Origin of the sequence: Roseibium sp. SCP15, from assembly GCF_040329435.1 — a bacterium.
Lineage (GTDB): Bacteria > Pseudomonadota > Alphaproteobacteria > Rhizobiales > Stappiaceae > Roseibium.
In genome coordinates this window covers 547,019-571,615 of the sequence record NZ_JBDZYI010000004.1, presented here as the reverse complement: position 1 = coordinate 571,615, position 24,597 = coordinate 547,019, and the positions used below count along the sequence as shown (strand labels likewise).

22 protein-coding genes are annotated in these 24,597 nt (G+C 57.4%); 11 read left to right on the top strand and 11 right to left on the bottom strand.

Going from position 1 to position 24,597, the window contains the following annotated elements; translation table 11 throughout:
• Positions 1-533 precede the first annotated feature (533 nt).
• The 5 genes from ABLO27_RS22490 to ABLO27_RS22470 all read right to left on the bottom strand — a co-directional run bounded on the left by ABLO27_RS22490 (position 534) and on the right by ABLO27_RS22470 (position 5,284).
• Positions 534-1,397 (bottom strand): sugar phosphate isomerase/epimerase family protein, encoded by an 864-nt coding sequence (locus ABLO27_RS22490; protein WP_353035923.1) that lies wholly within the window; start codon positions 1,395-1,397, stop codon positions 534-536.
• A 15-nt stretch (positions 1,398-1,412) separates the two neighbouring features.
• A complete protein-coding gene (locus ABLO27_RS22485) occupies positions 1,413-2,303 on the bottom strand; it encodes an NAD(P)-dependent oxidoreductase (protein ID WP_353035921.1) in 891 nt (296 codons plus the stop codon).
• 135 nt (positions 2,304-2,438) lie between these two features.
• Positions 2,439-3,713, bottom strand: coding sequence for a TRAP transporter large permease (locus tag ABLO27_RS22480; protein WP_353035919.1), 1,275 nt, complete (start codon positions 3,711-3,713; stop codon positions 2,439-2,441).
• Positions 3,714-3,717: 4 nt separating this feature from the next.
• Positions 3,718-4,224 (bottom strand): TRAP transporter small permease, encoded by a 507-nt coding sequence (locus ABLO27_RS22475; protein WP_353035917.1) that lies wholly within the window; start codon positions 4,222-4,224, stop codon positions 3,718-3,720.
• A gap of 64 nt (positions 4,225-4,288) precedes the next feature.
• Positions 4,289-5,284, bottom strand: a complete 996-nt coding sequence (locus ABLO27_RS22470) for a TRAP transporter substrate-binding protein (RefSeq protein WP_353035915.1) — start codon at positions 5,282-5,284, stop codon at positions 4,289-4,291.
• A gap of 164 nt (positions 5,285-5,448) precedes the next feature.
• Between ABLO27_RS22470 and ABLO27_RS22465 the strand changes: the two genes are divergently transcribed.
• On the top strand, positions 5,449-6,483 hold the full coding sequence (locus tag ABLO27_RS22465; protein ID WP_353035913.1) for a LacI family DNA-binding transcriptional regulator: 1,035 nt from the start codon (positions 5,449-5,451) through the stop codon (positions 6,481-6,483).
• A 19-nt stretch (positions 6,484-6,502) separates the two neighbouring features.
• On the opposite strand, the gene ABLO27_RS22460 is transcribed toward ABLO27_RS22465, so the two are convergent.
• A complete protein-coding gene (locus ABLO27_RS22460; protein WP_353035911.1) occupies positions 6,503-7,531 on the bottom strand; it encodes a LacI family DNA-binding transcriptional regulator in 1,029 nt (342 codons plus the stop codon).
• A gap of 153 nt (positions 7,532-7,684) precedes the next feature.
• Here ABLO27_RS22460 and ABLO27_RS22455 point away from each other — a divergent pair, with 153 nt between their 5' ends.
• From ABLO27_RS22455 to ABLO27_RS22435, 5 genes are all read left to right on the top strand, one after another.
• A complete protein-coding gene (locus tag ABLO27_RS22455; protein WP_353035909.1) occupies positions 7,685-8,761 on the top strand; it encodes a fatty acid desaturase in 1,077 nt (358 codons plus the stop codon).
• Between the two features lie 12 nt (positions 8,762-8,773).
• Positions 8,774-9,097, top strand: coding sequence for a MocE family 2Fe-2S type ferredoxin (locus ABLO27_RS22450; protein ID WP_353035908.1), 324 nt, complete (start codon positions 8,774-8,776; stop codon positions 9,095-9,097).
• Entirely contained in the window at positions 9,094-9,927 is an 834-nt protein-coding gene (locus ABLO27_RS22445) for a 3-methyl-2-oxobutanoate hydroxymethyltransferase (protein WP_353035906.1), read from the top strand. The genes ABLO27_RS22450 and ABLO27_RS22445 overlap by 4 nt, the downstream gene beginning before the upstream one ends.
• The gene (locus tag ABLO27_RS22440; protein WP_353035904.1) at positions 9,927-11,150 is read left to right on the top strand and encodes an NAD(P)/FAD-dependent oxidoreductase; all 1,224 of its coding nucleotides are present in this window, start codon (positions 9,927-9,929) and stop codon (positions 11,148-11,150) included. Before ABLO27_RS22445 ends, ABLO27_RS22440 begins: the two co-directional genes overlap by 1 nt.
• A 151-nt stretch (positions 11,151-11,301) precedes the next feature.
• Positions 11,302-12,567 carry a molybdopterin molybdotransferase MoeA gene (locus tag ABLO27_RS22435; RefSeq protein WP_353035902.1) on the top strand — a complete coding sequence of 422 codons (1,266 nt, stop codon included), beginning with the start codon at positions 11,302-11,304 and terminating at the stop codon, positions 12,565-12,567.
• A 79-nt stretch (positions 12,568-12,646) separates the two neighbouring features.
• Here the strand turns inward: ABLO27_RS22435 and mog are convergent, their stop codons facing one another.
• The 5 genes from mog to ABLO27_RS22410 all read right to left on the bottom strand — a co-directional run bounded on the left by mog (position 12,647) and on the right by ABLO27_RS22410 (position 16,127).
• Positions 12,647-13,171: a molybdopterin adenylyltransferase gene (mog, locus tag ABLO27_RS22430; RefSeq protein ID WP_353035900.1), complete on the bottom strand. Its 525-nt coding sequence runs from the start codon at positions 13,169-13,171 to the stop codon at positions 12,647-12,649.
• A 6-nt stretch (positions 13,172-13,177) separates the two neighbouring features.
• The gene (gene moaA, locus ABLO27_RS22425) at positions 13,178-14,194 is read right to left on the bottom strand and encodes a GTP 3',8-cyclase MoaA (protein WP_353035898.1); all 1,017 of its coding nucleotides are present in this window, start codon (positions 14,192-14,194) and stop codon (positions 13,178-13,180) included.
• Between the two features lie 86 nt (positions 14,195-14,280).
• Positions 14,281-14,781 carry a copper-binding protein gene (locus ABLO27_RS22420; RefSeq protein ID WP_353035897.1) on the bottom strand — a complete coding sequence of 167 codons (501 nt, stop codon included), beginning with the start codon at positions 14,779-14,781 and terminating at the stop codon, positions 14,281-14,283.
• Complete coding sequence (locus ABLO27_RS22415; protein WP_353035895.1) at positions 14,778-15,332, bottom strand: DUF2478 domain-containing protein; 555 nt, start codon at positions 15,330-15,332, stop codon at positions 14,778-14,780. The genes ABLO27_RS22420 and ABLO27_RS22415 overlap by 4 nt, the downstream gene beginning before the upstream one ends.
• A 12-nt stretch (positions 15,333-15,344) precedes the next feature.
• The gene (locus ABLO27_RS22410; RefSeq protein ID WP_353035893.1) at positions 15,345-16,127 is read right to left on the bottom strand and encodes a Crp/Fnr family transcriptional regulator; all 783 of its coding nucleotides are present in this window, start codon (positions 16,125-16,127) and stop codon (positions 15,345-15,347) included.
• 285 nt (positions 16,128-16,412) lie between these two features.
• Here ABLO27_RS22410 and ABLO27_RS22405 point away from each other — a divergent pair, with 285 nt between their 5' ends.
• The 5 genes from ABLO27_RS22405 to ABLO27_RS22385 all read left to right on the top strand — a co-directional run bounded on the left by ABLO27_RS22405 (position 16,413) and on the right by ABLO27_RS22385 (position 24,412).
• Positions 16,413-17,486, top strand: coding sequence for a cytochrome-c peroxidase (locus ABLO27_RS22405; protein ID WP_353035891.1), 1,074 nt, complete (start codon positions 16,413-16,415; stop codon positions 17,484-17,486).
• Positions 17,487-17,498: 12 nt separating this feature from the next.
• Positions 17,499-18,641 (top strand): cytochrome-c peroxidase, encoded by a 1,143-nt coding sequence (locus ABLO27_RS22400; protein WP_353035889.1) that lies wholly within the window; start codon positions 17,499-17,501, stop codon positions 18,639-18,641.
• A gap of 11 nt (positions 18,642-18,652) precedes the next feature.
• Positions 18,653-19,249, top strand: coding sequence for an arsenate reductase (azurin) small subunit (locus ABLO27_RS22395; protein ID WP_353035887.1), 597 nt, complete (start codon positions 18,653-18,655; stop codon positions 19,247-19,249).
• An 11-nt stretch (positions 19,250-19,260) separates the two neighbouring features.
• Positions 19,261-21,936 carry an arsenate reductase (azurin) large subunit gene (locus ABLO27_RS22390; RefSeq protein WP_353035885.1) on the top strand — a complete coding sequence of 892 codons (2,676 nt, stop codon included), beginning with the start codon at positions 19,261-19,263 and terminating at the stop codon, positions 21,934-21,936.
• 91 nt (positions 21,937-22,027) lie between these two features.
• Positions 22,028-24,412 carry a HEAT repeat domain-containing protein gene (locus tag ABLO27_RS22385; RefSeq protein ID WP_353035883.1) on the top strand — a complete coding sequence of 795 codons (2,385 nt, stop codon included), beginning with the start codon at positions 22,028-22,030 and terminating at the stop codon, positions 24,410-24,412.
• Positions 24,413-24,597: the final 185 nt, after the last annotated feature.

Here is a 24,597-nt window from a genome sequence, read left to right as displayed (position 1 = left end):
TTTGAAGGCCTGTACAAATTTTCATTTCCATCAAGAATTTAAAAAAAAAGCTTATCAACATTTCGCCTACATCGATATACTGATTTTCATGGTAACTATTTCTCGATTTTCTCCAACAACATTGCCATTTTGATATTAAAAACAGCTCTTTCAGCATTGAAATTCTTGATATCTAGACTTATTTCTACTGTTGATTGCAGTTATTGGAGGTATTCAATGCCATTTTTGTCTCCCAGATTTGGTGTTACGACCGGTGTCGCCACCGCAATGGCAAAAGGCATCAAAAAGGGAATGGTGCCGGAAAGTCGTCTACCAACCAGTGAAACGGCAGCATCGGAAAAAGCCCGGGCTGCTGAGCAATTGCATCGTGAAAAGGCCCCTTCATACGATGTGTCATCGAAACGTGGTCTACTGGCGCGCTTGCGAAGCTTGATTTTTCGCAGATAGACCCCGACAGCCAATTGACCACAAAAAAGCCGCCCGATGTTGCGTGGACATCGGACGGCAGTCGTCTTCAGGCAGACTGGGAGGCCCTACCCAAAGGTATTCTTGAAGCTTTCAATGCACTGACGGAAACCGGCTTCGAAGTCACCATTGCCAGGGTGATAGACGCTTTCGAATGAAATGACGCCGTCATAGTTGTCGGCGCGCATGGCGTCGGCCATCGGTTGGAACAGTTCGGCGAGCTGGCCTTCGCCCATCCGGCGCACTTCCAGCGTCGCACGCGGCGTGTCGACCTTGACGTCCTTAATGTGGACATGACCGAGATAGCCGCCGCGCAGCTCCTCGTAGCCGTCCGGATAAGCCAGTTCGTGACACCAGCAGTTGTTTGCCGGATCCCAGAGAACCTTCAGCGTCCCCTTAGCATCGAGATCATCGATCAGCTTTCGGCCGGTATAGCTGGAATTGACCATGGTGCCGTTTCCGGTCTCCACCACCAGCGTCAGACCTTCCTTCTTGGCCAGTTCGACAGCAGGCGCGATCAACGGCAGCGTCGCGTCCCAGGCCCCCTTGGCGACGTTCCACTTCTCGGCACCGCCCTTGCCCCAGAGGATCTGCTCCTTCTTGTTGGTCATGATCCGCACGAGCGGCGATCCGACGATATGCGCCATCTCCATGACGCGCTTCAAAGCGTCCATGTGCTTGGTGTGAAGCTCGTCGCCCGGCTTGTTGGCTGTCGTCATGCCGGCGAAGACGTGACGGGAAAGACAGCTGACCGGCTTGCCGTGCCCATCGAGCAGCGCCTTGATCTCCGCGATCTCGTCCCTGCTGTGATCGCCGACTTCCTTTTCGCCGACAAATTGCAGTTCGGCGTATTCCAGCCCGAACTCGTCCATGACGCCCAGCGTGTGTTTCAGGTCGCGGCTGATGCCGTCGCAAATGACACCCAGTTTCATATTTTTTCTCCAGCCTCAGCGATGCAGTTCGGCGCCGATGATTTCTTCAATCACCCGGGTGCAGACCCAGTTGTCGCCATTCGGATATTTGGATTTGCCAGCGTGGAAGATCTGCATGGCAGTCGAGGCCGTCTGCATCGGCACCTCCAGCTGCTCGGCCAGATCGAGCGCAATGGTCAGATCCTTGTGCATCGTCGCGATATGGCTGCCGGTACCTTCAAACTTCCTGTCGATGATGTTTTCCAGCGCGGTCTTTGAAACCCCACACCCGGCGCCGGATGTTGAAAAGACGTTGTAGATGACTTCGCCCGGAACTCCGGCCTTGGCCGCCAGAGCTGCTGCTTCGAAGGTTGCCGAGAAAATCGAACCAATGAGCGACTGAAGACAGGATTTGACGGTCTGACCGTCCCCGGCCTTGTCACCAACCACATGAATGGTCTGGGAAACGGCTTCCATGACGGGGCGGGCCGTTTCCAGAACGGACGGTGTTGCAGCTGCCATCATCGTCAGCGTTCCGCCCTGGGCTCCGGGGAAACCACCTGACACCGGACTGTCGACCAGTTCGATGCCGGAGCCTACCATTCCCGCTCCGATTTCGCGTGCTTCGGAAGGCTTGATCGTTGCGGTCAGCACCACGATGCCACCCTTGGCCATGTTGGCGACAAGTCCGTCTTCGCCAAGGATCACCTGCTTGGCCTGCCCGCCATTCATGACCATGACGTAAACAACGTTCGTGTTTTGTGCGACTTCGGCAACACTGCCTGCGGCTTTGCCTCCCATCTCGCGGAACGCGTTCAACCGCTGTTCGCTGAGGTCAAATCCGGATGTTTCAAAGCCGTTTTTGATCAGGTTCTTGGCAAGCCCGCTGCCCATATCCCCTAATCCGATGACACCTGCGCGTAACATTTCCACTTCCTATTTCATCCGGCGCGCCGGAGGTTCTTGTCTGGCACCCTTGATCGGGTGTCGGCTCTTGCGGGGGTTTCGGGCGCCTGAAGCGCCGGGCAGGTCCAGAAGACACCCCGCTGCCCAAAGCTCACCTCAGTAGAACAAGCTCGGAATCCAGAGGACCAACTGAGGGAAAATGCACATCAGGATCAGCACCAGAACGTTTGCCATCAGGAACGGAGCCGCTCCAAGAAAGATCTGGCCGATCCCCATTCGCGCGATCGCCGCACACACGTTCAGACAGTTCCCGACAGGCGGCGTACACGCCCCGACCGCCAGCCCCGACACCATCACCACTCCGAAGTGGACGCCGGAGATACCGACCGATTGTGCCGCCGGCAGCAACACCGGTGTCAGCAAGAGAATGGCCGGGCTGACGTCGATGAAAGTTCCCGCGATCAGGATCACGACCGTGATTACCAGCATCAGGGCCACCGGACCGAGATCCAGGCTGATCACATAGGCCGCCAGGGCATCCGGGATGCGCTCCAATGCGAGCACCCAGATGTAAAGCTGGGAGAAGGCAATGATCATCATGATCTTCGCACTGGTCAGGATCGCGGCGCGCATGGCATCCGGCAGCTGCTTGATGGACCCGAAACCCACGATCAGCAGACCGATCAGCAGGCCGTAGGCCACAGCCATTCCGGCGGTTTCGGTCGGTGTCGCAACCCCGAAGACAACCGAGCCAACGATCAGCAGCGGCATGATTGCGACCACGGCCGAGCGACGGATCTGCCGCCAGGCTTCCGCAAGAGTGAAGGGAACCACTTCCGTCGGATAGTCGTTCTTCTTGGACAGATACCAGACGATACCGAGCTGGAAGATCCCCACCATCACGCCCGGAATGACACCACCGAGGAACAGCTGCCCGACAGATTCCTGAGCCGCAATGGCGTAGATCACCATCGCCACGGATGGCGGAATGATCATGCCCATTGTCGAGGAGGCAACGGTGATGCCGGCTGCGAATTGGGCTGGATATCCGCGCTTTTTCATCTCGGGGATCAGGACCGAGCCGATGGATGCCGTGTCGGATGCCGCCGAACCCGAAATCCCGCCGAAAACCATGGAGGCGACCACGTTCACGAGACCGAGACCACCCTTCAGGCGCCCGACGAAGAAATTCGAAACATCCAGCAGACGGCCGGTGATGCCGCCGGAGTTCATGACAAAACCCATCAGGATGAACAGTGGCAGCGAAATCAGGGCATAGCTGTTGATGCCGGCGAAGAATCTCTGCGGCAGCACACCAATGAGCATCGGTTGCTCGACGATAAAATAAGCCAGCGCCGACAGACCGAGCGCATAGGCAATCGGAACCCCGATGAACAGGAGAACGAAAAGGCTAAGGAGAAGGATCAGCATCGTGTCAGTCCTCCGGCATCCAGAGGACTTCGATACTCTCCCGACCCGCGGCGGTCAGGATGATCTTCACCACGCAGTAGAACACTGCCAGGCCGCAGCCAATCGGCACCGAAGCATGCACCAGCCCCTGCGGCCAACCGAAGGGTTGCCAGGGATTGTGACCGGCCAGCGATATCCAGCCGATCGAGTAATACACCATGGCGCCATTGATGACGCCGACGAGGGCAAGGCCGAGTATGTAGGTCCATTTCTTCGCCTGGTAGGGCAGCATGTCGATGAAGAAGGTGATGGCGATATGCTCACGCTTGGTGATGCAGACCGCTCCTCCGATCGCGCTGGTGAACAGAAAGGCAATGGTGATGAATTCGTTGCCGCCGTAAATTGAGGAGGCGAAACCGTATCTCAGGACAACCAACAGGCAGACCAGAACCAGAAAGACCGCGAACAGCGCAATGAGTATCCATTCGAGAATGCGCGTGAGCTGCCGGTCCAGCGCGGCGAGAAAATCCATGCTCCCCCCCAATAACAAGAAAATACCCGGCCACCGATCGGCGGCCGGGCCAGGTGCTCAAGGGTTAGCTGCAGGATGCAGCGGCTGCACGAGCTGCTTCGACGTCAGCGGCCGTAAAGTGTCCGGCTTCGATCATCTGATCATAAACAGGCTTCACCGCTTCCTGGAAACCGGCCAGAGCTTCCGGTGTCAACGTGTTGATCTCCATGAACTTGCCTAGTTCATCGATCACCTTGCCTTCCGCGTCCCGGTAGAGGTCGTCGGACTTCTTCATCGCTTCAATCGCAACTTCATCGAAGGTCTGCTTCAGATCATCCGGCAGGCTGTCGTACCAGGCCTTGTTGACGATCAGGGGATCCGGGCCGGTCATGTGGTTTGACAGGGTCATGTACTTCTGAACTTCGTGGATCTTGAAATCCCAGATGTTCTGCGGCGGATTGTGCTGACCGTCGATCACGCCCTGCTTGAACGCCTGATAGGCTTCGGAGAACGGCATGGCGATCGGGTTCGAACCGATGGCCGTACCAGTTGCGATCATCAGGTCGCTCTGCGGTTCACGGATCTTCAGACCACTCAGGTCTTCAACCTTCGTGATCGGACGAACATTGTTTGTGTAGGCCCTGAAACCCTGGCTGATACCGGTTGCCGGAACATGATAGCCGTTTGCTTCGGCACCCGATTCAATACCATCGGTGAAATCGCTGGCGACCAGGCACTGCATTTCGTCCCAGTTCGCGACCAGAAACGGCAGCTGATAGATATTGAAGGCAGGATTTGCATCGGCAAAGAAGCCGCCACGCGTGCCCTGAAGGATCCCGGTGGTGACCTGGTCCATCATTTCACGCTCGTTTCCGAGCACGCCACCGAAGAAGTTTTCGACTTCGATGCGACCGTCGGAACGCTTCTCCAGCTCTTCTTCGAAGAACTTCATGGACTGCGAACGAATGGCGCTTTCCGGCTGCTCGTTTCCGTATTTGAACGTGAAGTCGGCAGCGCCGGCTCCGGACACCATCAATGCAGTTACAGCAACGCCAGCAAGGTATTTAAAACCCTTCATCATCTGTTCTCCTCCCGATGTAGACGATGATTGTTCGATGCCCTTTTTCTCTGCCCAGCTCGTCCGGGAAGCAAGTCAAAAACACCAATTTGACGTAATTGATGTTTTTTGATGCTTCCTAACATCGCGATTTATGTCATTCTGATTGAAATTGATGGAGTAGCGATGTGTCCAATCCGGATCAACTCAAACGCCGCGCCAAGATTACCGAGATAGCCCGCCTGGCCGGCGTGGGCACCGCAACAGTCGATCGTGTCCTCAACGATCGCCCCAATGTCAGCGCGGCGACCCGGCAACGGGTGGAACAGGCAAAGGCGGCGATTGAATCGGGAGAGCCGATCAAGACCCGGTCACGCCCGTGGAGGCTCAAGGTGTTCCTGCCGGGCGAAGCCGGCCCGTCAACGGAATACCTCGCTGCCTGCTTTCAGGAGTTTGGCGCGAAGGGCAATGCCACGATCGAATGCGTTTTCACCAAGAAGATGGAACCTGCAGTCCTCGCCCGAAAACTGCAGGCCTGTGCCGGTCAAGGCATTGACGCCATTGCGTTCCAGGCACTCGACGACCCGCGCGTTCGTCAGGCAGTCGAAGACCTTGCCCATCTGGACATTCCCTGCCTGACGCTCATCTCCGGTCTGGAAACCCCGGCCCTCGCCGGATTTGTCGGCATGGACAACCGTGCCGCCGGCAAGACCGCCGGGTACATGATGGGACGGTTCGAACGCCAGAAGGGGGCTGTCGCCGTTGTCTCAGGCGGTCAGATCTACAGGGTGCATGAAGATCGGGAAATGGGTTTCAGGGCCTGCCTCAGGCGTGATTTTCCTCATCTTGAAGTCGTGTCGACCTATAGCGGTCATGATGACATCGACGGCAACTACACTGAGGTGAAAAAAATTCTCGAAAGCAAACCGGACCTGATCGGCATCTACAATGTCGGCGGTGGCAATGAAGGCATCGCCAGGGCCCTCAAGGAAGGTGGCCGCGAGCACGAAATCACCTTCTTCGGGCACAATCTGACACCAAAGACCCAGAGCTACCTCATCGACGGAACCATGGATCTGGTCCTGCACCAGAACATGAAACGAGCCGCAGGAAGAGCCGTTGATGCGCTGATTGCACGGCTGGAAAACCGACCCTATCGCATCAAGCTCATTCAAACGGAAATCATCACCAGGGAGAACATGGCCGGCGCGACTTTCGGCTGAGTTTCGGGTCACAGAGCCGTCAGGCGTTTTCCGGTGTAATCAGCCTGAATTCAATGATTTCATTGACAAAACCGGGGCTTCTATCGGTCAGCGTTCTTTCCATCAGCGACAAGGATCTCGTGACCACGCCCTCGACCGGATTCTCGATCAGAAGATCGACTGTGCCATCAAGCAGTCCTTCATCCGCATGCGGGCTCTTCTCATGGCAGATGTAAAAGATCTCCCTGCTGCGACCCGATTCTCTCAGAGCTCTGATGACACCTGTTACGCCTCCCCCACAGTGATACAGGCCTTTCAGATCCGGTGCGGAACTCAAAAGCTCGGACGCCGCCTCATAGGCAACAGCTGAATCGTCGAGATAAACCAGCGAGTCGCGCAACCGAACGTCCGGTGCATATTCACGCAATGCGCTGCGGAACCCTGCCTCCAAAGCTTCATGACCCAGATATCTGTGCGACCCGACCAACATGCCGATTTCGCCTGCTTCCCTTGAAAACCGGGCCATCGCCCAGCCCGCGGTTCTGCCAGCCTTGCGTCCGTCAATACCGACATAACCTGCGACATCTGACGAGCTCAAAGGGCTCAGCATCGAAAAAACGGGAACATTCTTGCGCGCGCACTCCTTGAGTGCCGCATGTATCTTTGGATGATCAATCGACACGAAGGCAATGGCATCAACCTTCTCAGCCATATTGAGCAGAGCCTGCGACAGATCATCGGGAGACAGGCTTTCGACATACTGGATGTCGGCCGTTGCCCGGATTTTGTCGAGCTCCGATACTGACCGCGTCACACCATCTGCAAGCGCCTGGTAAAACCATTTGCTCTTTTTCTGAAGGATGAACCCCAGCCTCTTGTGCGGCACAAGCTGCTCAACCCGCCGCTGCATGATCCCCTGACCGTGATAACCCAGCTCCCTGGCCGCAAGCAGAACCCGATCGGCGGTGGCTTTCGTCACCGGCGCCCTGCCGTTCAGAACCCTGTCGACCGTGGCAACACCCACACCAGCCCTTTCGGCGACGTCCTGAAGGGTAACTCTGCGGCTCATTTGAACTCCTGATAGATCTTATCAAAAAGATTTGATGGCATCATGATGTATTTGATAGATTCTATCAATGTTGCATTGACCCCTCCTCCGTTCTCCTTGATCTTCACGCTACATTTTGACGCGTTACCCAACGGAAATCGGGAGAGGAGAACCATGACGGCAACTGCCGCGGAGAAGCGCGACTACAGCCTGACAGGACCGAATTCAGGTCCGGGCTTTACGCCGGGCGAATGGTACAGCACCAGGATCCCCAGAAAGCGCTTGAAGGAACTGATGAAGCGGTCCGATAGACCGAGCCTGATCAACTACGGCATCTGGTTTGGTGCCGTATTGTTTTTCGGCACGTTGCTGGTTTTGACCTGGGGAACGGCCTGGGCCGTGCCCGTCGCCATCATCTATGGCGTTTTCTACGGGTCGGGCGCTGACAGCCGCTGGCACGAATGCGGACACGGAACTGTCTTCAAGACTCCATGGTTGAACAACTTTTTCTATCAGCTGGCATCCTTCATGTCGCTCAGGAACCCGTATCTCTGGCGTTGGAGCCACACAAGGCATCACACCGACACGGTTATCGTCGGCCGGGATCCGGAAATCGCCTTTCCCCGTCCTCCCAGCATCGGCGCCTGGCTCCTGAACCTCCTCTACATCCCGGCGTTGAGCAAGGAACTCCTCAAGATGGTTCGACTCAGCTTTGGCCTGCTGACCGATGAGCAAAAGGACTATCTGATCGAGGCCGACCGAAACAAAGCGTTCTGGGCCTCCCGCATACAGCTGGCAATCCTGTTCTCCATCGTCGGTCTGTCGGTTTACCTGCAAAGTTTCCTGCCGGTCATGCTCGTCGGCCTGCCGACATTCTACGGCTCCTGGCTGCATCACCTCATGGCGACGACCCAGCATGCCGGACTGGCGGAAGACGTTCCGGACCACCGGATGAACTCGCGCACCGTCTACCTCAACCCATTCTTCCGTTTCATCTATTCCAACATGAACTACCACGTCGAACATCACATGTATCCGATGGTTCCCTTTTACGCGCTGCCTGCGCTTCACGAAGAGATCAAGAAGGACTGTCCGCCAGCCTATCCCTCGCTTTTTGCAGCCTACCGGGAAATGGTGCCGGCAATCGTGAAGCAACAGCGAGACCCGAATTTCTACATCTGGCGGCATCTGCCCGCGACCGCTGAACCAACTCCGGAATACCAGCGTCCCGTCTTGCAGGCAGCGGAATAGGAGAACGAGAACATGCCGAATTGGATCAAGGCTTGCGGTGCAGACGATGTTGAGAACGAGGACCTCATCCGGTTTGACCACGAGGACCGTACTTTCGCGATCTACCGCAGCCCGGAAGACCAGTATTTCTGCACCGCCGGTCTTTGCACCCATGAGGAGGTCCACCTGTCGGATGGCCTGGTCATGGACCACATCATCGAATGCCCAATGCATAACGGCCAGTTTGACTACCGGACCGGTGAACCGAAACGATCCCCGGCCTGCGTCAAGCTCAAGACCTACCCCGTGAAGGTGGAACACAAGACCGTCTTCATAGACATCGGAGATCAGGCATGAAGCGGATTTACGATTGGGATGCGAAGTTCTCCTTGCGCAATTACACCGTCGCGGACCTGCAGGCGCTCAAAGGCAAACGGAAACTCACACAGACGACAGCCAACTCGGCGGAAGAGGCAGCCGCAGCTTCGGACGCCGGCATTGACCTGATCATGGGCAATGCCCAGAACACAAGAACGGTACGGGATGCAGCTCCGAACCTGTTTTTCACTGCAGCCATCGGACTGCCGGATTTTCCGACGGAAGCAGATGTTCTGAAAGCCGCCTTTCAGGCAATGAAGGATGGTGCTGATTCCGTTTACACCGCACGCGGCCCACACATTGTCGAATTGCTCGCAAAAGAGCAGATCCCCGTCATGTGTCATCTCGGTCTGGTTCCAAGGAGGTCCGGCTGGAACGGTGGGCTGCGTGCCGTCGGCCGCACACATGACGAAGCTCTTGAGCTGTGGAACGCCTTCCGCCGGATGGAAGATGCCGGAGCTTTTTCCGTTGAGGCCGAGGTCATCCCGGAGCGTCTCTTCTCGGAAATCAGTCGCAGGACGTCGCTGGTTACGATGTCGCTTGGATCAGGGAACGGAGGTGATGTCATCTACCTGTTCCAGAACGACATCTGCGGTGAACAGGCCTCGAGCCCGAAACATGCCCGGGCTTTCGGCAATCTGCATGCACTCAACGAACAGGTCAGATCGGAGAGGCGTGCGGCACTCAGCGCGTTCAAGGAAGCCGTGCGAGGCGGGAGTTATCCGGCAAAAGCGGAAACGGCAAGAATTCCCGATGAGGAGCTAGCCGACTTTCTGGAGGCGATTTCACCCAAAGAGGCGGCCGAATAATGCGCATTGTCGTCATTGGTGGAGGTCAGGCAGGTGCTTCCGTCGTCTCGAAGCTGCGCGGCCTTGGTTTTGAAGGCGATATCCTGCTCTTTTCAGGTGAGAACGAACCGCCCTATGAACGCCCGCCGCTTTCCAAAAAACACTTGCTGCAGGAAGCCCCTGGTACACCGGTGCCAGTTCTGCCCGCCGAATTCTGGCAGGAAAACCATGTAGACCTGCGGCTGGAGACGATTGTCGATGGGATTGACCCGAAGGGATGCTCGATCCGGGTCGGGCCAGACCGCGTTCAATTTGATCACCTTGTGCTTGCGACCGGTTCTTCCGCGCGCCGGCTGCCTTTCGAAGACACAAGACACTGCAAGAACCTCTTTCATCTGCGCAACCTGACTGACGCCAACAATCTTCATGCTCAGCTGGAACCCGGAAAAGCGATGGTTCTCATCGGTGGCGGGTACATCGGCATGGAACTGGCTGCCACCGCAAGAATGCGCGGATTGAAAACCACCGTCATCGAGCGCGAGGAACGTATCCTGAAACGAGTGGCTTCACCTGAGTTGTCCGGGCACATCGCGGATTGGCATCGCGAGCAAGGCGTTTCGGTCATTGAGGCGGCAGGGCCCTTTCGCCTTTCTGGCAAGACCGTCGTCGACGGTGTGCAACTCGGCAACGGAACCGGTATTCCGGCCGACATTATCGTCGCAGGAATAGGGGCAGTACCCAATACCGAACTTGCCCAGGTTGCCGGACTGTCCCTGGACAACGGAATTGCGGTGGACAGTTTCGGGCGGACGAGCGAGCCGAACATCTGGGCCGCAGGTGACTGTGCTGCCTTCGTCTTTGAAGGCCGGAGAATTCGATTGGAAAGCGTCCAGAATGCAATTGATCAGGCAGAAACCGTTGCCGAGAATATTCTTGGCGCGAACAGGGAATACACTCCTACGCCAACATTCTGGTCGGAACAATTCGACCACCTTGTCCAAATTGCAGGTCTTTACGAACCGGACATGATTTCCGTTTGTCGCAAATCGGCTTCCGGCATCTCCTACTGGCACTATAAAGGAGACATGCTGAAGGCAGTCGAAGTTGTCGATGATCCCAAGACATTCTCCGTCGCCCGGCGCCTTCTGTCAGACGGAAAGTCTCCTTCTCCCGAGCTTGTATCCTCCGCCGAGCGGAACCTGAAAGAGATTCTCAAGGCCACCCGAAAAGCCGCTGCCGCTTGAGCACGCGAATCCTGAAAAGATTGGAACGGGATAAGCATCCGTCCTTCCGTTCCATTGACTGAGATCAAGAGAATTCTGTTCCGAAAACGGTATTCTTCCATTTAATTTGGGGCCGGGCCCGGCCCGGGGTAATTGAACTGGAAGCACGTCAATGGAACAGCTTGCTCAAACCGGTTGCTGCGACCGCGACTCGGAAAAGGGACAGACGCTCTCAAGCATCGAAAAGACGATCGAGCGAGCCTTGGAGCTTTGCCCCAGGATTTCCGAGACCGAAGTCGTTCCGCTCCCCGAGGCAGTTGGACGGGTCAGCGGTGGTGATACGATCTCGCTGTTCTCCTTGCCCATCCATGATCATTCCGCCGTTGACGGCTATGCGCTTGGCGGCAGCGGCAAGAAATCCTTCAAGATCATCGGACGTCTGACTGCGGGAGACACGCCTCAAACAACGCTCAAAGATGACGAAGCCATGCGGATCATGACCGGCGCTCCCGTGCCTGAGGGCACGACCTGCGTTGTCATGCAGGAACATGCAGTGGTCGAGGGTGGCTGTGTCAGCCCCACATTCGAAGTTCCCGAAGGCGACAATGTCCGTCGGACCGGTGAAGACGTGAAGGCATTCGATACGCTGGTGCGTGCCGGTACTCGGCTCGACGCCCGCCACACAGCCATCATGACAGCCAGTGGCCTTCAAAATGCCGGCGTGGTGCGCAAGATTCGTGTCGCCATTCTGTCGACGGGCAACGAACTTCGTGACACTGGCGTCGGAATGGGACCCGGACACATCTTCGATACGAACCGCCCGATGCTGCGCGCCCTGCTGTCTTCCAACCGCACCCAGGTCACCGATCTCGGCATCGAACGCGACAATCTGGACGCCATTACCGAAACGCTCCGCAAAGCGTCGGAAACGCATGACCTCATCATTACATCCGGTGGTGTTTCGGTCGGTGAGGAAGATCATTTGAAACCGGCCGTGATAGCAGCCGGCGGCAGCATCGAAAGCTGGCGCATGGCCATCAAACCCGGCAAACCGGTCGCGCTCGGCACCATAGGAAACGCGGTCTATCTCGGTCTGCCCGGCAACCCGCTTGCCTGCTTTGTCGACTTCCTGCTTCTGGGCCGCCCGATCATCGACGGGCTCAGCGGCGCAACGCGCCGTGATGCCCTCATTCAAAATGCCAAGGCTGCCTTCGAATGGTCGCGCCGTCCCGGCCGCCGTGAGTTCTTTCCCTGCAACATCGTCGGAACATCCGAAGAAGGTCTGCCGCTTCTGGAAAAGACAGGGCGGGCAGGCTCAGCACGCCTGTTGCCACTGATCGAAGCTGACGGACTTGGGGTGGTGGAAGCCGAATGCACGGATGTCCATCCGGGAAGCCGCCTGAAATTCTATCCGTTCCGTGCGGATATGGGGCTCTGATCAGGTCAGAGCTCCGCCAGCCTATTTGCAATATCGGAACAACAGGCATTCAGGCATCTCTCCGAGAGCCTGAGCCTGGCTATTTCTTGCCGGGGCGATGAGACTTGAGAACATTCGGATCCGTATCCAGGAAACCCGCACCGATCAACTCAAGACAATAGGGAACGGCAGCAAAGACCGCGTTGAGGCAAACCTCGATACTTGCCGGAGAACCGGGCAGGTTCAAAACAAAGGTCTTGCCGCGCACACCCGCTTCCTGCCGCGAGAGAATTGCCGTCGGAACATAGTTGAGGCTGGTGCGCCGCATCAATTCGCCGAAGCCTGGAAGCGGCTTCGTGATAACCGCCTGCATGGCTTCCGGTGTCAGGTCTCGCGGCGCGGGGCCTGTGCCCCCCGTTGTCAAAACCATACCGACCTGTTCCTGATCGCACAGTTCAACGAGGGCATCCCGCACCACTTCCACACCGTCCGAAACAATTCGGCGTTCGATCTCGATCGGCGTGGATACGGTCTTCTTCAGCCAGTCCTCGATTGCCGGACCGCTGATGTCTTCATATTCACCGCGGCTCGCCCGGTCGGAGATTGTCAGGATCGTGATGCGCATCTTCGGTTATCCTCCAAGCGTCGACATGGCTCGGGTGATACCGTTCACGTCGTGCTCGCCAATATGGAATTCATGTCCCCGAGGCTTTTCGAAGACTTTCTTGCGGATCAGTTGGGCGACTGTTTCGTTGCCATCGGACTGCCGCAGGGCATCGCGCAGAGAGAGACCGCCCTCCTGCCCCATGCAGGTGTATAACTGCCCCGTACAGCTGAGCCGGATGCGATTGCAGTCCGAGCAGAAGTCGCAGGACATCGGTGTGATGAAGCCTATTTTCCCACCGGTCTCTCGCAACCGGACATATTTCGCAGGGCCACCCGTCGTTTCTCCCAATGTCTCCAGCGTCCATTGGGCTGCCAGCTTCTGACGGAGATCCGCAAGCGACAGGAAACTGTTGCTGCGGCCGGATGCCGAACCGCCGAGCGGCATTTCCTCTATAAGGGTCAGATCCATATTCCGGCCGTGGGCAAAATGGATCAGATCGTCAAGCTCACGCTCGAATTGCCCCTTCTGAGCCACTGCGTTCAGCTTGACCTTCAAACCGGCGTCCTGTGCAGCATCGAGACCGGCAAACACGCGATCGATCTTGCCCCAGCGGGTGATCGTCCGGTACCGCTCGGCATCCAGGGTGTCCAGGGACACATTCACCCGTTTGACACCACATGCCGCGAGGCCTCTGGCATAACGTGACAGCAGCGAACCGTTTGTCGTCAGTGTCAACTCGTCCAGTTCTCCACTTTCCAGATGCCGGGAGAGGCTTTCGAAAAGGCTCATGACATTCTTGCGAACGAGCGGCTCACCGCCTGTCAGCCGGATTTTGCGAACACCGTGATGTATGAAAATGGTCGACAGCCGATACAGCTCTTCCAGCGACAGAACATCCTTGCGCGGCAGGAACGTCATGTTTTCCGCCATGCAATAGGTACAGCGCAAGTCACATCTGTCGGTTACTGAAAGGCGCAGGTAGTTGGCTGTTCGTCCGAACTGGTCCTTGAGTGCGCTGCAGGAATATGTGGCGTCAACCATGGGATTTTTCGCGTTTATCGTCAGTTCGTTTCTGTGGACCGCATCACTTCCACAATACTCTGGGTGACAAGTTGACCGTGGCGCGATCAGCTTGGCTGGTTTTCTTCCAGCTTTTTCAGAAGAAGATCGAGTTTCTGGCCTGCGCGCCCCGGCAGCGACTTTGTCCAGCTGGCAGGAGGGTTTTTCCAGGTGTCAGGTTCACCAACTGCAATCAGCATGACCATGCCGTAGCGCCCGTGGACCTTGCAGGTCAAAACATAGAGCCCCGGAACATCCATGACCCTGGTTTCAGATGATGTGTTGGCAATTGAGATCTTTTCGACACCTTCAGGGATCAGCCCCTTCACACTCTTGACCGTGTGCTGACCACGGGAATTATTGAAAGTCACGCGACCACCGACGGGCAAATTGACGAAGTCGGGTTCAAACCGGAACATGTCGAGGACAAATTCCGCAGTCGGGTCACTGACCTGGTCAATTTCCTGCTCAGGACCGTTGGATTGCGCGGCGGCGGCAGAAGGCAGCAGAAGGATCGGCAGCAAAGCGACCACAGCCGCGCGCAAGGTTGAAAACACGATCTTCGTCATAGGGAAACCTGTTCCTTGCTTGAAATCGAATGATGCTGCGGCAGCTGCGGCATCAACCAGGCCATGAGCTGTTCCAGCTCGGCGGGAAGATCAGCGGCCAGATCCGCACTGAAGGCTTCCCACTCGGGGACATAACGCTGCTTCACGGCGGTCAGGACCGGTATTCCCAACTCAACGGCCCGCTCAATAACGGGTCTGAACCCGCGGCCTTCCGATTCGCCCCGGCCGAAGCGATTCAGGATCAGGACGTCCGGACGTGTTTCCAACTGTCGCGACAGGTTCTCGGCAGCATTAGCAAGGGCGCCCGGATCCAGGCGGCAGCCGGTGGATCCGGAGCCGAGCGGCTGGGTAATGCGGGTACTGTCACCGCTGGCAAGATCCTCGAGGTGGGAGATCGGGCAACAGCTGCCCGGATCCGGCAATTGCCGTTGCAGGCATCCCACCATGGACACTCCCAGGGACCGGAGTTGCTGGACAAACGTGTCCAGCGCCGGATCGACCTCCGGCCCGTATCCGTACTTTATGCCTGCAAGAGGTTTCGCTTCATTCATGAGCTTTGCTCCTCAAACACCGCGTTTGCGCGGTCGGCCGCCATTGGCGATTTGCCTGAGGCGGTGAACATCTTCGATCGTCACCAGATCGGCTTCCGGCAGACTGATGACACCCTCGTGGGTCAAGGTTGTGAAGCCACGGCTGACGGTCTCCGGCTGGAGACCGAGATAGTCGGCAATATCCCGACGCCCGAATGGAATGGCGACAGTATTGAATTGAGAGCTTCTCCTCGGCAGCGTCCGGTTCTTCAATTCGAATATGAAGGCCGCAATTCGTTCAATCGGCGTCTTCTTTGCCAGATCGTTGCTGTGGTCCAGGAGTTGAAACAGAAAGCTGTTCGTCTGATCCAGGAAATGCTCGCGGGTAATGTTGGACATGCGCAGCAACCGATCGAATACCGGCTGCTCCATGACCTGCACCGCACTCGGGGAAAGAGCGATGATCTCGCCATTCAGCTGACGGTGCAAAGAAGCAAGATTGATGTAATCACCGGGAAAGAACAGTCCGGTGATTGTGCGCCTGCCATCACTGAGGTGGGCAACGATGCCGACGGACCCGGTCAGAACACCGATAACGGGAGAATTGGGCAGCGTGACCGGCTCTATCTCCTGGCCGGCATCGAGCGCGAACCGGTGCGCCCCTTTAGGGAGTTCAGCCCCGAAAGCCGATCTCAATTCCGTGCAAATGCAGGCCTGCGCATGAAAGCCGCAGCTCTGCTGCAAACCGCAAGCACTCTCCGCTTCGCGACTTGCTTCGCTATAGCCACAAACCTCCAACCCGCCTAGAGATCGCATACATTGCCCCCTTTAAAGTCGGGCGGAGTATAGGAGCACGCCTACCTGTCTGATTTGACATTGCTCAATCAACACAGATAATTGAAATTTAAGTACTTTCGAATTCATGAAATTAATTAGCAACCTCCTAAAACATACGTAGGAATACACAAAAACCGCGAGCGCTGATTGCAATCAATGCCCCTCTTCCGGAAAGGCGAATACTGGCCGCAGTAGGGGAGAAGCAGGACGCCCCGGCCTTGGGCCGTCTGATTGTTAATGCTCCCCTCCACAACGGAGGGTCCTATGCGCCTAACTGCAAGTATTGCAGCTCTGCTTTTAGCCACCACGGCCGCCTGGTCAGCTGATCAGGGCCCGGTCACGCCGCTGGAGGTGAATGCGGAGCTGGCCGAACTGGGCAAGCGTCTGTTTTACGATACACGCCTGTCTGGAGACACCAATCTTTCCTGCGCGTCCTGCCACCAGCCGGACCTCGCATTCACCGATGGCGAAGCCCTTTCGACGGCCTACAGCGGCTCGGAAGGTTTCCGCAACACCCCGACCCTGGCCAATGTCGGCCAGCGCGCGGCGTGGATGCATGACGGCCGCCTCGGCACCAACCTGAACGACGTGTCCCGTGAAATGATCACGGAAGACTACATCATGAACATGGACATGCGGATGATGCAGGAGCGTCTGAAGCAGGATCCGGTCTATGTCAAAATGTTCAAGGCCGCCGGCAAGGGCGAACCGTCCAACGGTGGCGCGCGTTCCGCGCTTCAGGAATTCCTGAAATCAATCGCCTCATCCGGCGCGCCGTTCGACACCGGTGAAATGAGCGAAGCCGCCAAGCGCGGTTACGTGAACTTCAAGGGCAAAGCCGGTTGTACCGACTGTCACTCCGGTGACCGCTTCACCGATGATCAGCCCTACAACATCGGCGTTCCGAACAATCCGGACATCTGGTCCGATCCGCTGCGCCACCAGACCTTTGTCGGCTATGCGAAGTTCATGGGTGTCGAAAACTACATGAACATCCGCGAAGACCTTGGGGCTTACGTCCGCGATCACAAGGAAGGCTCCAAACGGACCTTCATGACGCCGACCCTGCGCGAGCTGACCTACACCGCGCCTTACATGCACAACGGCATGTTGGCGACCCTGGAAGATGTGGTTGAATTCTACAATCAGGGTGGCGGTGACGACCCGAACAAGGACCCGCGCCTGAAGCCTCTCGGGCTGACCCGTGGCGAAAAGGCCGACCTGGTCGAGTTCCTGAAGTCTCTCTCCGGAACCAGCTACAACCAACCCGCCTATGTCTGGGAACAGGATGACTACGAATACGAAGTCGTTCCCGACTGGAAAAACGCGACAAACTGAGGAGACAGGATCATGTCAAAAGCCATGAAGAAAACCGTCTCCGCATGGGCTCTTGCAGGCGCTTCCGTGCTTGCGATCGCCACCGGAGCCATTGCTGCCGACCGGCCTGCCGAACTGGCACCGCTCGGTGACCCGCCCATCCCGGCTGACAACCCGCAAACACCTGAGAAGATCGAACTCGGCAAGTTGCTGTTCTTCGATCCGCGTCTGTCCGGCAACGGCGCAATGCCTTGCTCGGCCTGTCACCTTCCGGATGCCGGTTGGGACTTCCCGGACAAGATATCCCTTGGATATCCCGGCACAGTTCACTGGCGGAATTCCCAGACCATCGTGAACTCCGCCTATTACGGCAACCTGTTCTGGGCCGGTTCTTCCAAGTCTCTGGAAGCTCAGGCCAAGTCGGCTGCCAAGGGGGCCGTTGCCGGTAACGGTGAAGACGACATGATGGAATCCCGTCTTGCCTTCATCCCGGAATACCGCGAGCGTTTCAAGGATGTCTTCGGCACGGAGTATCCGCGCCTGAGCCACGCATGGATGGCCATTGCCGCTTTTGAACGGACTCTCGTCCAGACGGACACACCGTTCGACAACTACATGCGCGGTGACGACAACGCCCTGGACGACGCCCAGAAGCGTGGCCTGGAACTGTTCGCCGGCAAGGCCGGTTGTTCCGAGTGCCACAACGGCGCGCTTCTCACCAACGAGAAGTACTACAACCTTGGCGTTCCCCCGTATGACGGCTGGGAAACCGACGAACTCGCCCAGATTACTTTCCGTTACGAGCTTTATGCAAAAGGCTCCACGGAAGAAATGTACCGATCCTACAAGGACGATCCGGGCGTCTACTTCCGTGCAAAGGACAAGGAACACCTCGGTAAGTTCCGTGTGCCTTCCCTGCGCTACACCAAGTACACCGCGCCTTACATGCACAACGGCATGATCGCAACATTGGAAGACGTGGTTGAATTCTACAACCAGGGCGGCGGCGAAAACCAGTTTGCCAAGACCAAGAGTGAGCTGATCAAGCCGCTCGGTCTGAACGATCAGGAAAAAGCCGATCTTGTAGCCTTCCTGGAGAGCCTTTCCGGTGAACGCATGGTCATGGAGGAGCCTGAGCTTCCCGAATATGACGTGCTTCCGGCGGCTTCGAATTAAGGAGACGGATTATGACGAAGCACCAAAAACCACTTGATCCGGCTCTGGTCGAAGCCATCAACGGTCCGACCGAAATTGCCAAGACCGGCAAGCGCTGCCTGATGAACCGCCGTCAGTTTCTACTGACGTCGGGCATCACCACCTTTACGGTGATGGTGGCGCTGAAGTCCGGCCCTGCCTCGGCGAAGGTCCCGGCTGTCGTTTCGACCTACGAGCGCAAACACATCGGCAAGCTGTCGGAACTGAAGGAAGACGAGCCGCTCGACTTCACCTACCCGGATGATGGCGCGTATTCGGAATCGATGCTTGTGAAACTCGGCCGCGAGGCCGGTGGCGGCATCGGCCCGGACAAGGACGTGGTTGCCTTCAACTACACCTGTACGCACCAGGGCGGTCCACTGCAGGGCACCTACAAGTCTCAGGACAAGGTTCTGGGTCCGTGCCCGCTGCACCTGACCACATTCGATCTGACCCGTCACGGCATCTTCATTTCCGGACAAGCCTATCAGAGCCTGCCGCAGGTTCTGCTCGAGCTGGATGGAGATGACATCTACGCCGTCGGAATGTTCGGCCTGATCTACGGCCGTTACGACAATCTCAAGGGCTGAGGAGACCGATAATGTCCACACCCTATTATATCCCAGAGACGAATATCCCTCTGCCGCCGGTAGATGCGGATGTGATCTCAACGGCCTGCGACTACTGCATTGTGGCCTGCGGGTACAAGATCTATCGCTGGCCGGTTAAAGGCGGCAAGGTCGGAGGCGAAAAGGCGGAAGAAAACGCATTCGGCGTCGACTTCCCGGTCGACCCGCTCGGCCCCTGGGTCGCTCCGAACCAGTACAACGTTGTCCTGCACAACGGTGAACCGCACCACGTCATCATCATCCCGGACAAGGATGCCGAGTTCGTCAATCCGAACGGCAACTCCTCCATCCGCGGCGGTGCGATCGCGCAGAAGGTCTACAACCCGCAAACCCCGACCCGCGACCGCTTGAAATCTCCGATGGTCCGCATGTTCGGCGTCCTGATGCCGGTCACATGGGACTTCGCCATGGAGATTGCCGCGGAAGTCGGCAAGTACGTGATCAAGAAGCACGGTGAGAACGCCTACTGCGTCAAGACTTTCTCGTATGGCTACATGGAAAACACCTACGCCATCACGAAATATGCCTTGAACAGCGTCAACACGGCGAACTTCACCTTCCACGACACGCCGTCCGACGTGACGTCCACACCGGGCTTCCGCGACGCCGGATTCGACAACTTCGGTCCGTCCTATGAGGACTGGAGAGACGCCGAAACCCTGCTCGTTTGCGGCACCGACCCGTATGAAACCAAAACGATCCTCTTCACCGACTGGATGATGCCAGGCATCCAGAACGGCCAGAAGGCGATCTTCATGGTTCCACGCAAGACCGGCGGCATTGCCTACGCTGAAAAGAACGGTGGCATGTGGCTGGACATTCAGCCGGGCACCGACCTTCTCGTCGTCAACGCGATCGCCCGCGTGATCGTGGAAAATGGCTGGGAAGACAGCGACTGGATCCAGAAGTGGGTCAACAACAAGTGGGAAAGCTCCTCCGGCTTCGGCCAGGGTACGCGTAACACTCCCTGGCAGTGGCGCACCACCTGGGGCAAGTTCCAGACTGCCGGCTTCGATGACTGGAAGAAGTGGCTCCTGTCCCAGGACGAGTTCGCTCCGGAAAAAGCAGCCGAAATCGCCCAGATCGACGTCGAGAAGATCTACACCGCCGCCGAGTGGATGGCGAAGCCCAAGGAAGACGGTTCCCGTCCGAAGACTTCGGTCATGATCGAAAAGGGTTTCTACTGGTCCAACAACACCGGCAACACCCAGGCGATTTCCGCACTCGGCATCATCGTCGGTGCCGGCGGCCGTCCGGGCCAGGTCATCGGCCGTGCCGGCGGTCACCAGCGTGGCGGTCTGCGTGGTGGCAAATATCCTCGCAACAAGTCGCCTGAGAAACTGCCGGGCCGCCGTCGTCGCGCCATGGATACCGACAGGTACCTGATGTCCGGCCACACCCGCTTTGCCCATGTGATCGGCAACACCTGGATCCAGTCCATGTGCGGCTCCCAGTCCCTTGGTGCCAAGTTCGACGAACTGACTGTGCAGAATCCGCACCAGATCAGCTCGTTCGACAAGCAGGAGATCATCGACACGCTCAAACGGCGTGTGGACAGTGGCGGTATGGTCGTCGTCAACCAGGACATCTACCTGGTCGATCCGATCGGTGCCCGATATGCCGACATCGTCTTCCCGGCTGCCGGCTGGGGCGAAGACACCTTCACCCGCGCCAACGGCGAGCGCCGTATCCGGCTCTATCCGAAGTTCTACGACGCACCGGGTGAAGCCAAGCCGGACTGGTGGATCATTGCCAAGCTGGCAACGGCCATGGGCTACAAGGGCTTTGAATGGAAGAACTCCAACGAAGTTCTGGAAGAAGGTTCCCGCTTCTCGCGCGGCAGCCGCAAGGACTTCCATATGGTCAAGGTCGTCGCTCAGCGCGAAGGCAAGACGCTTCACCAGAAGCTGGCAGAATTCGGCACCAACGGCATCCAGGGCCCGGTCCTGCTTCAGGACGACGGCACACTGGTCGGCACCAAGCGTCTGCACGACACGGAACGCAAGCTTCCGGTCGACGGACCATCCGGTGCAAACCGCCTTGGCAAGAAACTGACGCACTTCAACTCGCAAACCGGCAAGTGCAACATCCAGAAGTCCCCATGGAGCCTGTTCTCCGACTACTGGGCATGGCTGAAGCCGAAGGACGACGAGTTGTGGGTCACCTCGGGCCGTATCAACGAGCGCTGGCAGTCCGGCTACGACGATCGCCGCCGTCCGTACATCGTGCAGCGCTGGCCGGAAAACTGGGTGGAAATCCATCCGGATGATGCGGCAGAGCGTGGTATCGAAAACGGCGACTATGTCATGATGTACTCTGACCGAATCCCGGTTCAGAAGGACACCATCCTCGGTGTTGAAGGCGACGACTTCACCTTCACCAAGCTGATGGAGCATGGCCACATCGAACTGACTGAAGGTGCAATCACCGCAGTTGCCATTGTCACGCCGGCCGTGAAGAAGGGGCTCCTATATATGGACTTCCTGCACACCGCACAGCCCGCAAACGCACTGTCGGGTCGCGTCGTCGACTGGATCAGCGGCAACTACAACTACAAGATGGGTGTCGGCCGTATCCGCAAGATCGGTACATCGCCCTACAAGACCAGCTACCGGTCCATGTCCTTTGCCCGCCGCGATATCGCGTAAGGGCAGAAGGAAAGTCTGATCAAGATCAAGGCGGGGATGCATGTCCCCGCCTTATTCTTTTCGCAACGAACAAAGGTACAGGTCCCCAGAAATGACCCTTGAAAATCCAGCGTTGCACGCAAGTTCCGAGATCCTGACCCTCAACAAGGACGTCCAGGACAATTTACTGGAAATTGCCAGAACGGGCTCACCTTCAGAACAATGCCTCGCGATTGAAACCGCCGGCGCCTGGAAGCTCTCCAGCGCGCGCGAAGTGCTTCTTGAGGCAACCCGTAACGACGATCCGGACGTGCGTGTCGATGCTCTGCAGACACTCGTCGATCTTAAGGAAAAAGAGCTCGGAAAAGAGTTCTTGTGGAGCCTTGAAAACGATCCTGTCGGCGACTCCAAGGTTGCAGCCATCAAAGGACTTCAAGCCGAAGACCGCGATCTTGTTGCCCCGCTCCTGCGCAAGCTCGTTGTAGACCGTTGCGAAGACGATGTGGCCTGGGAAGACGACAGCGCAGATTGGGACGACTGGCTCGATGTTCAGAAGGAAGCCATTCGCGCGGTCGGCCGTCTGGGGATCGAAGAAGCCGTGGACGATCTTCTTGAAGCCGCCACCGACGAGTTCGGCCAGGATCTATGGAATGAGATTCTGGAAGCTTTCGCCGGACTCGGTCGCCCGGGACTACTTGCGTTGATCGATGCAGGCCAGAGCCCGTCCGAACGGCAGCGCGCCCGCGCTGCGCGGGCGCTCGGTGCCTCCAGTGACCCGCTCGTCGTCAAAGCCCTGGATGCACTTAGTCAGGACACAAATGCTGACGTACGCCTCGCGGCACTCGAAACCCTTCTGGAGCGAAATGCTCCCATTTTCGATACCCGGCTGATCAAGGATCCTTCCGCTTCAATTCGGGCGTTTACTGCCTCCAGATCGCCAACTGTCGCGACCGACGATCTGATCGACCTGGCGATTGCCGATGAAGACAAATCGGTAAAGCTGGCCGCGATGAAGCGTCTGACCGAACGTCATCCGGAAAATGTTCAAGTCGCAAAGCTTCTGGAGCACGCCAAAGCGAAACTCAGAAGCGAGCCGGAAGACTACATTGCTGCCCTGGTGGAAGTACTGGGGCGCAGCGGAACGGACGAAGCCTTCGAGCTGCTGCTCGAGATCAAGGCACGCAATCCAAAGCCGGAAATCCAGCGCGCGGTTCACACCACACTCGCCAACTTTGAATGTCCTCAGTCCCTTGAAAGTCTGACCGACGGCGTCACCAGCAAGAGCCAGATGGTGCGGCTGTCGGCCCTTGCCTCTCTGGCAAGCCTTTCCGGTAAAGACGGAGAGGTCGCCGACAATGCTGCGGCCGTCCTGCTGCTGGCCGCCCGCGGAGACCTTGCCTCTGAAGAGGAAGAAGCCAAGGAAAAGGAAAAAGAGGACGAGAACGAGCAGGAAAAACAGTTCGGCGCCCGCGCCAGGGATGACGAAGGAGGCAATCGAAACAGGGTCGTGATCGATCGCGAAGGCAATGTCGTGCCTCAAGAAAAATCTGAGGAACCGGTAAAGCTGAGCGACTATCGCAAGCCTGACGAGACAACTGGTAACGAAGAAGAAGCAGGCGGCCTGGAAAGCGAAGCAGTAGCCGAGGAAACAGAAACCTCGCCAGCCGAAGACACTGCCGATGTGGTGAAGTTCCCGCAAAACACCCTTGCGGCCATTCTCCAGGGAGACGAGGAGCAACTTGCCTTTGAAGAAGAAAGCATCGAACTTTCTCATCAGGACCTGAAGTTCCTTGAACTTGCTCAGAACACGCTGCAGAAGAAGCGCGTCCGTCCCGACGTTGCGCCGAGCACGGCAATCGACATTCGGCGCATCGCAGTCCGGCTGATCGGCGAGCAGGCACAGCCGGTTTTCACCCAGGCGCTACTGACTTGCTGCTCGGCCAGGGACAAGGAGCTTCGTGCATCCGCGCTGACTTCGCTGCTCCGCAGGGCTGAACGCGGCATATCCCTTTCCGATGATACGTGGGAAAAGCTGCTGAACCTGCCGCCGGACAACCATCCCCCTGCCCGCATGACATTCCTGGAACTGCTCGCCTTTGCTCCACAGCAGGCGGCACGGGAACGGTTGGAAAATGCTCTTTCGGGGAACAATGACGCCGACCGGATCGCGGCTCTGAAAGCCTGCGCCAGATTGGGTTTCACACCCAACCAGCTGGGCGGCTTGTTGAATTCCGAGAACCGTTCAACACGGCAGGCAGCAGTGAAATTCGCGTGCGAGTTTGAAGATGCCGGGTGCGCGGCAGACCTCATTCAGGCAACCTTCCGTGAAAGTGGAGCGCTCGGTTCCGTTCTGGCGAAGGCGATTTCCAGCCGTGGGTCTTGCGGTTTGAGCGACGAGGTCCTTTCAAGACTGAAGGAGGCCTGCGACGAAGGCGGAACGCAGCGCCTTATCGCGTTGCAAATTCTGTCACAAGCAGGCAAGGAACTGGCCGCTTAGGGCAGTCTCCACCAGCAATCGGACAGAACTAAAAAACATCGGCAGCCCTTTCACTACTCAGTAACGTGAAAGGGCTTTCGCGTTTTCTATCGGACTGCCTGTCCCGAGTAGTCAGGCCGCTGCACCTGCGCGACAGACCCGATCGCGCTCACGCCCGATTTAGGAAACTGGCAATTCTCATAATA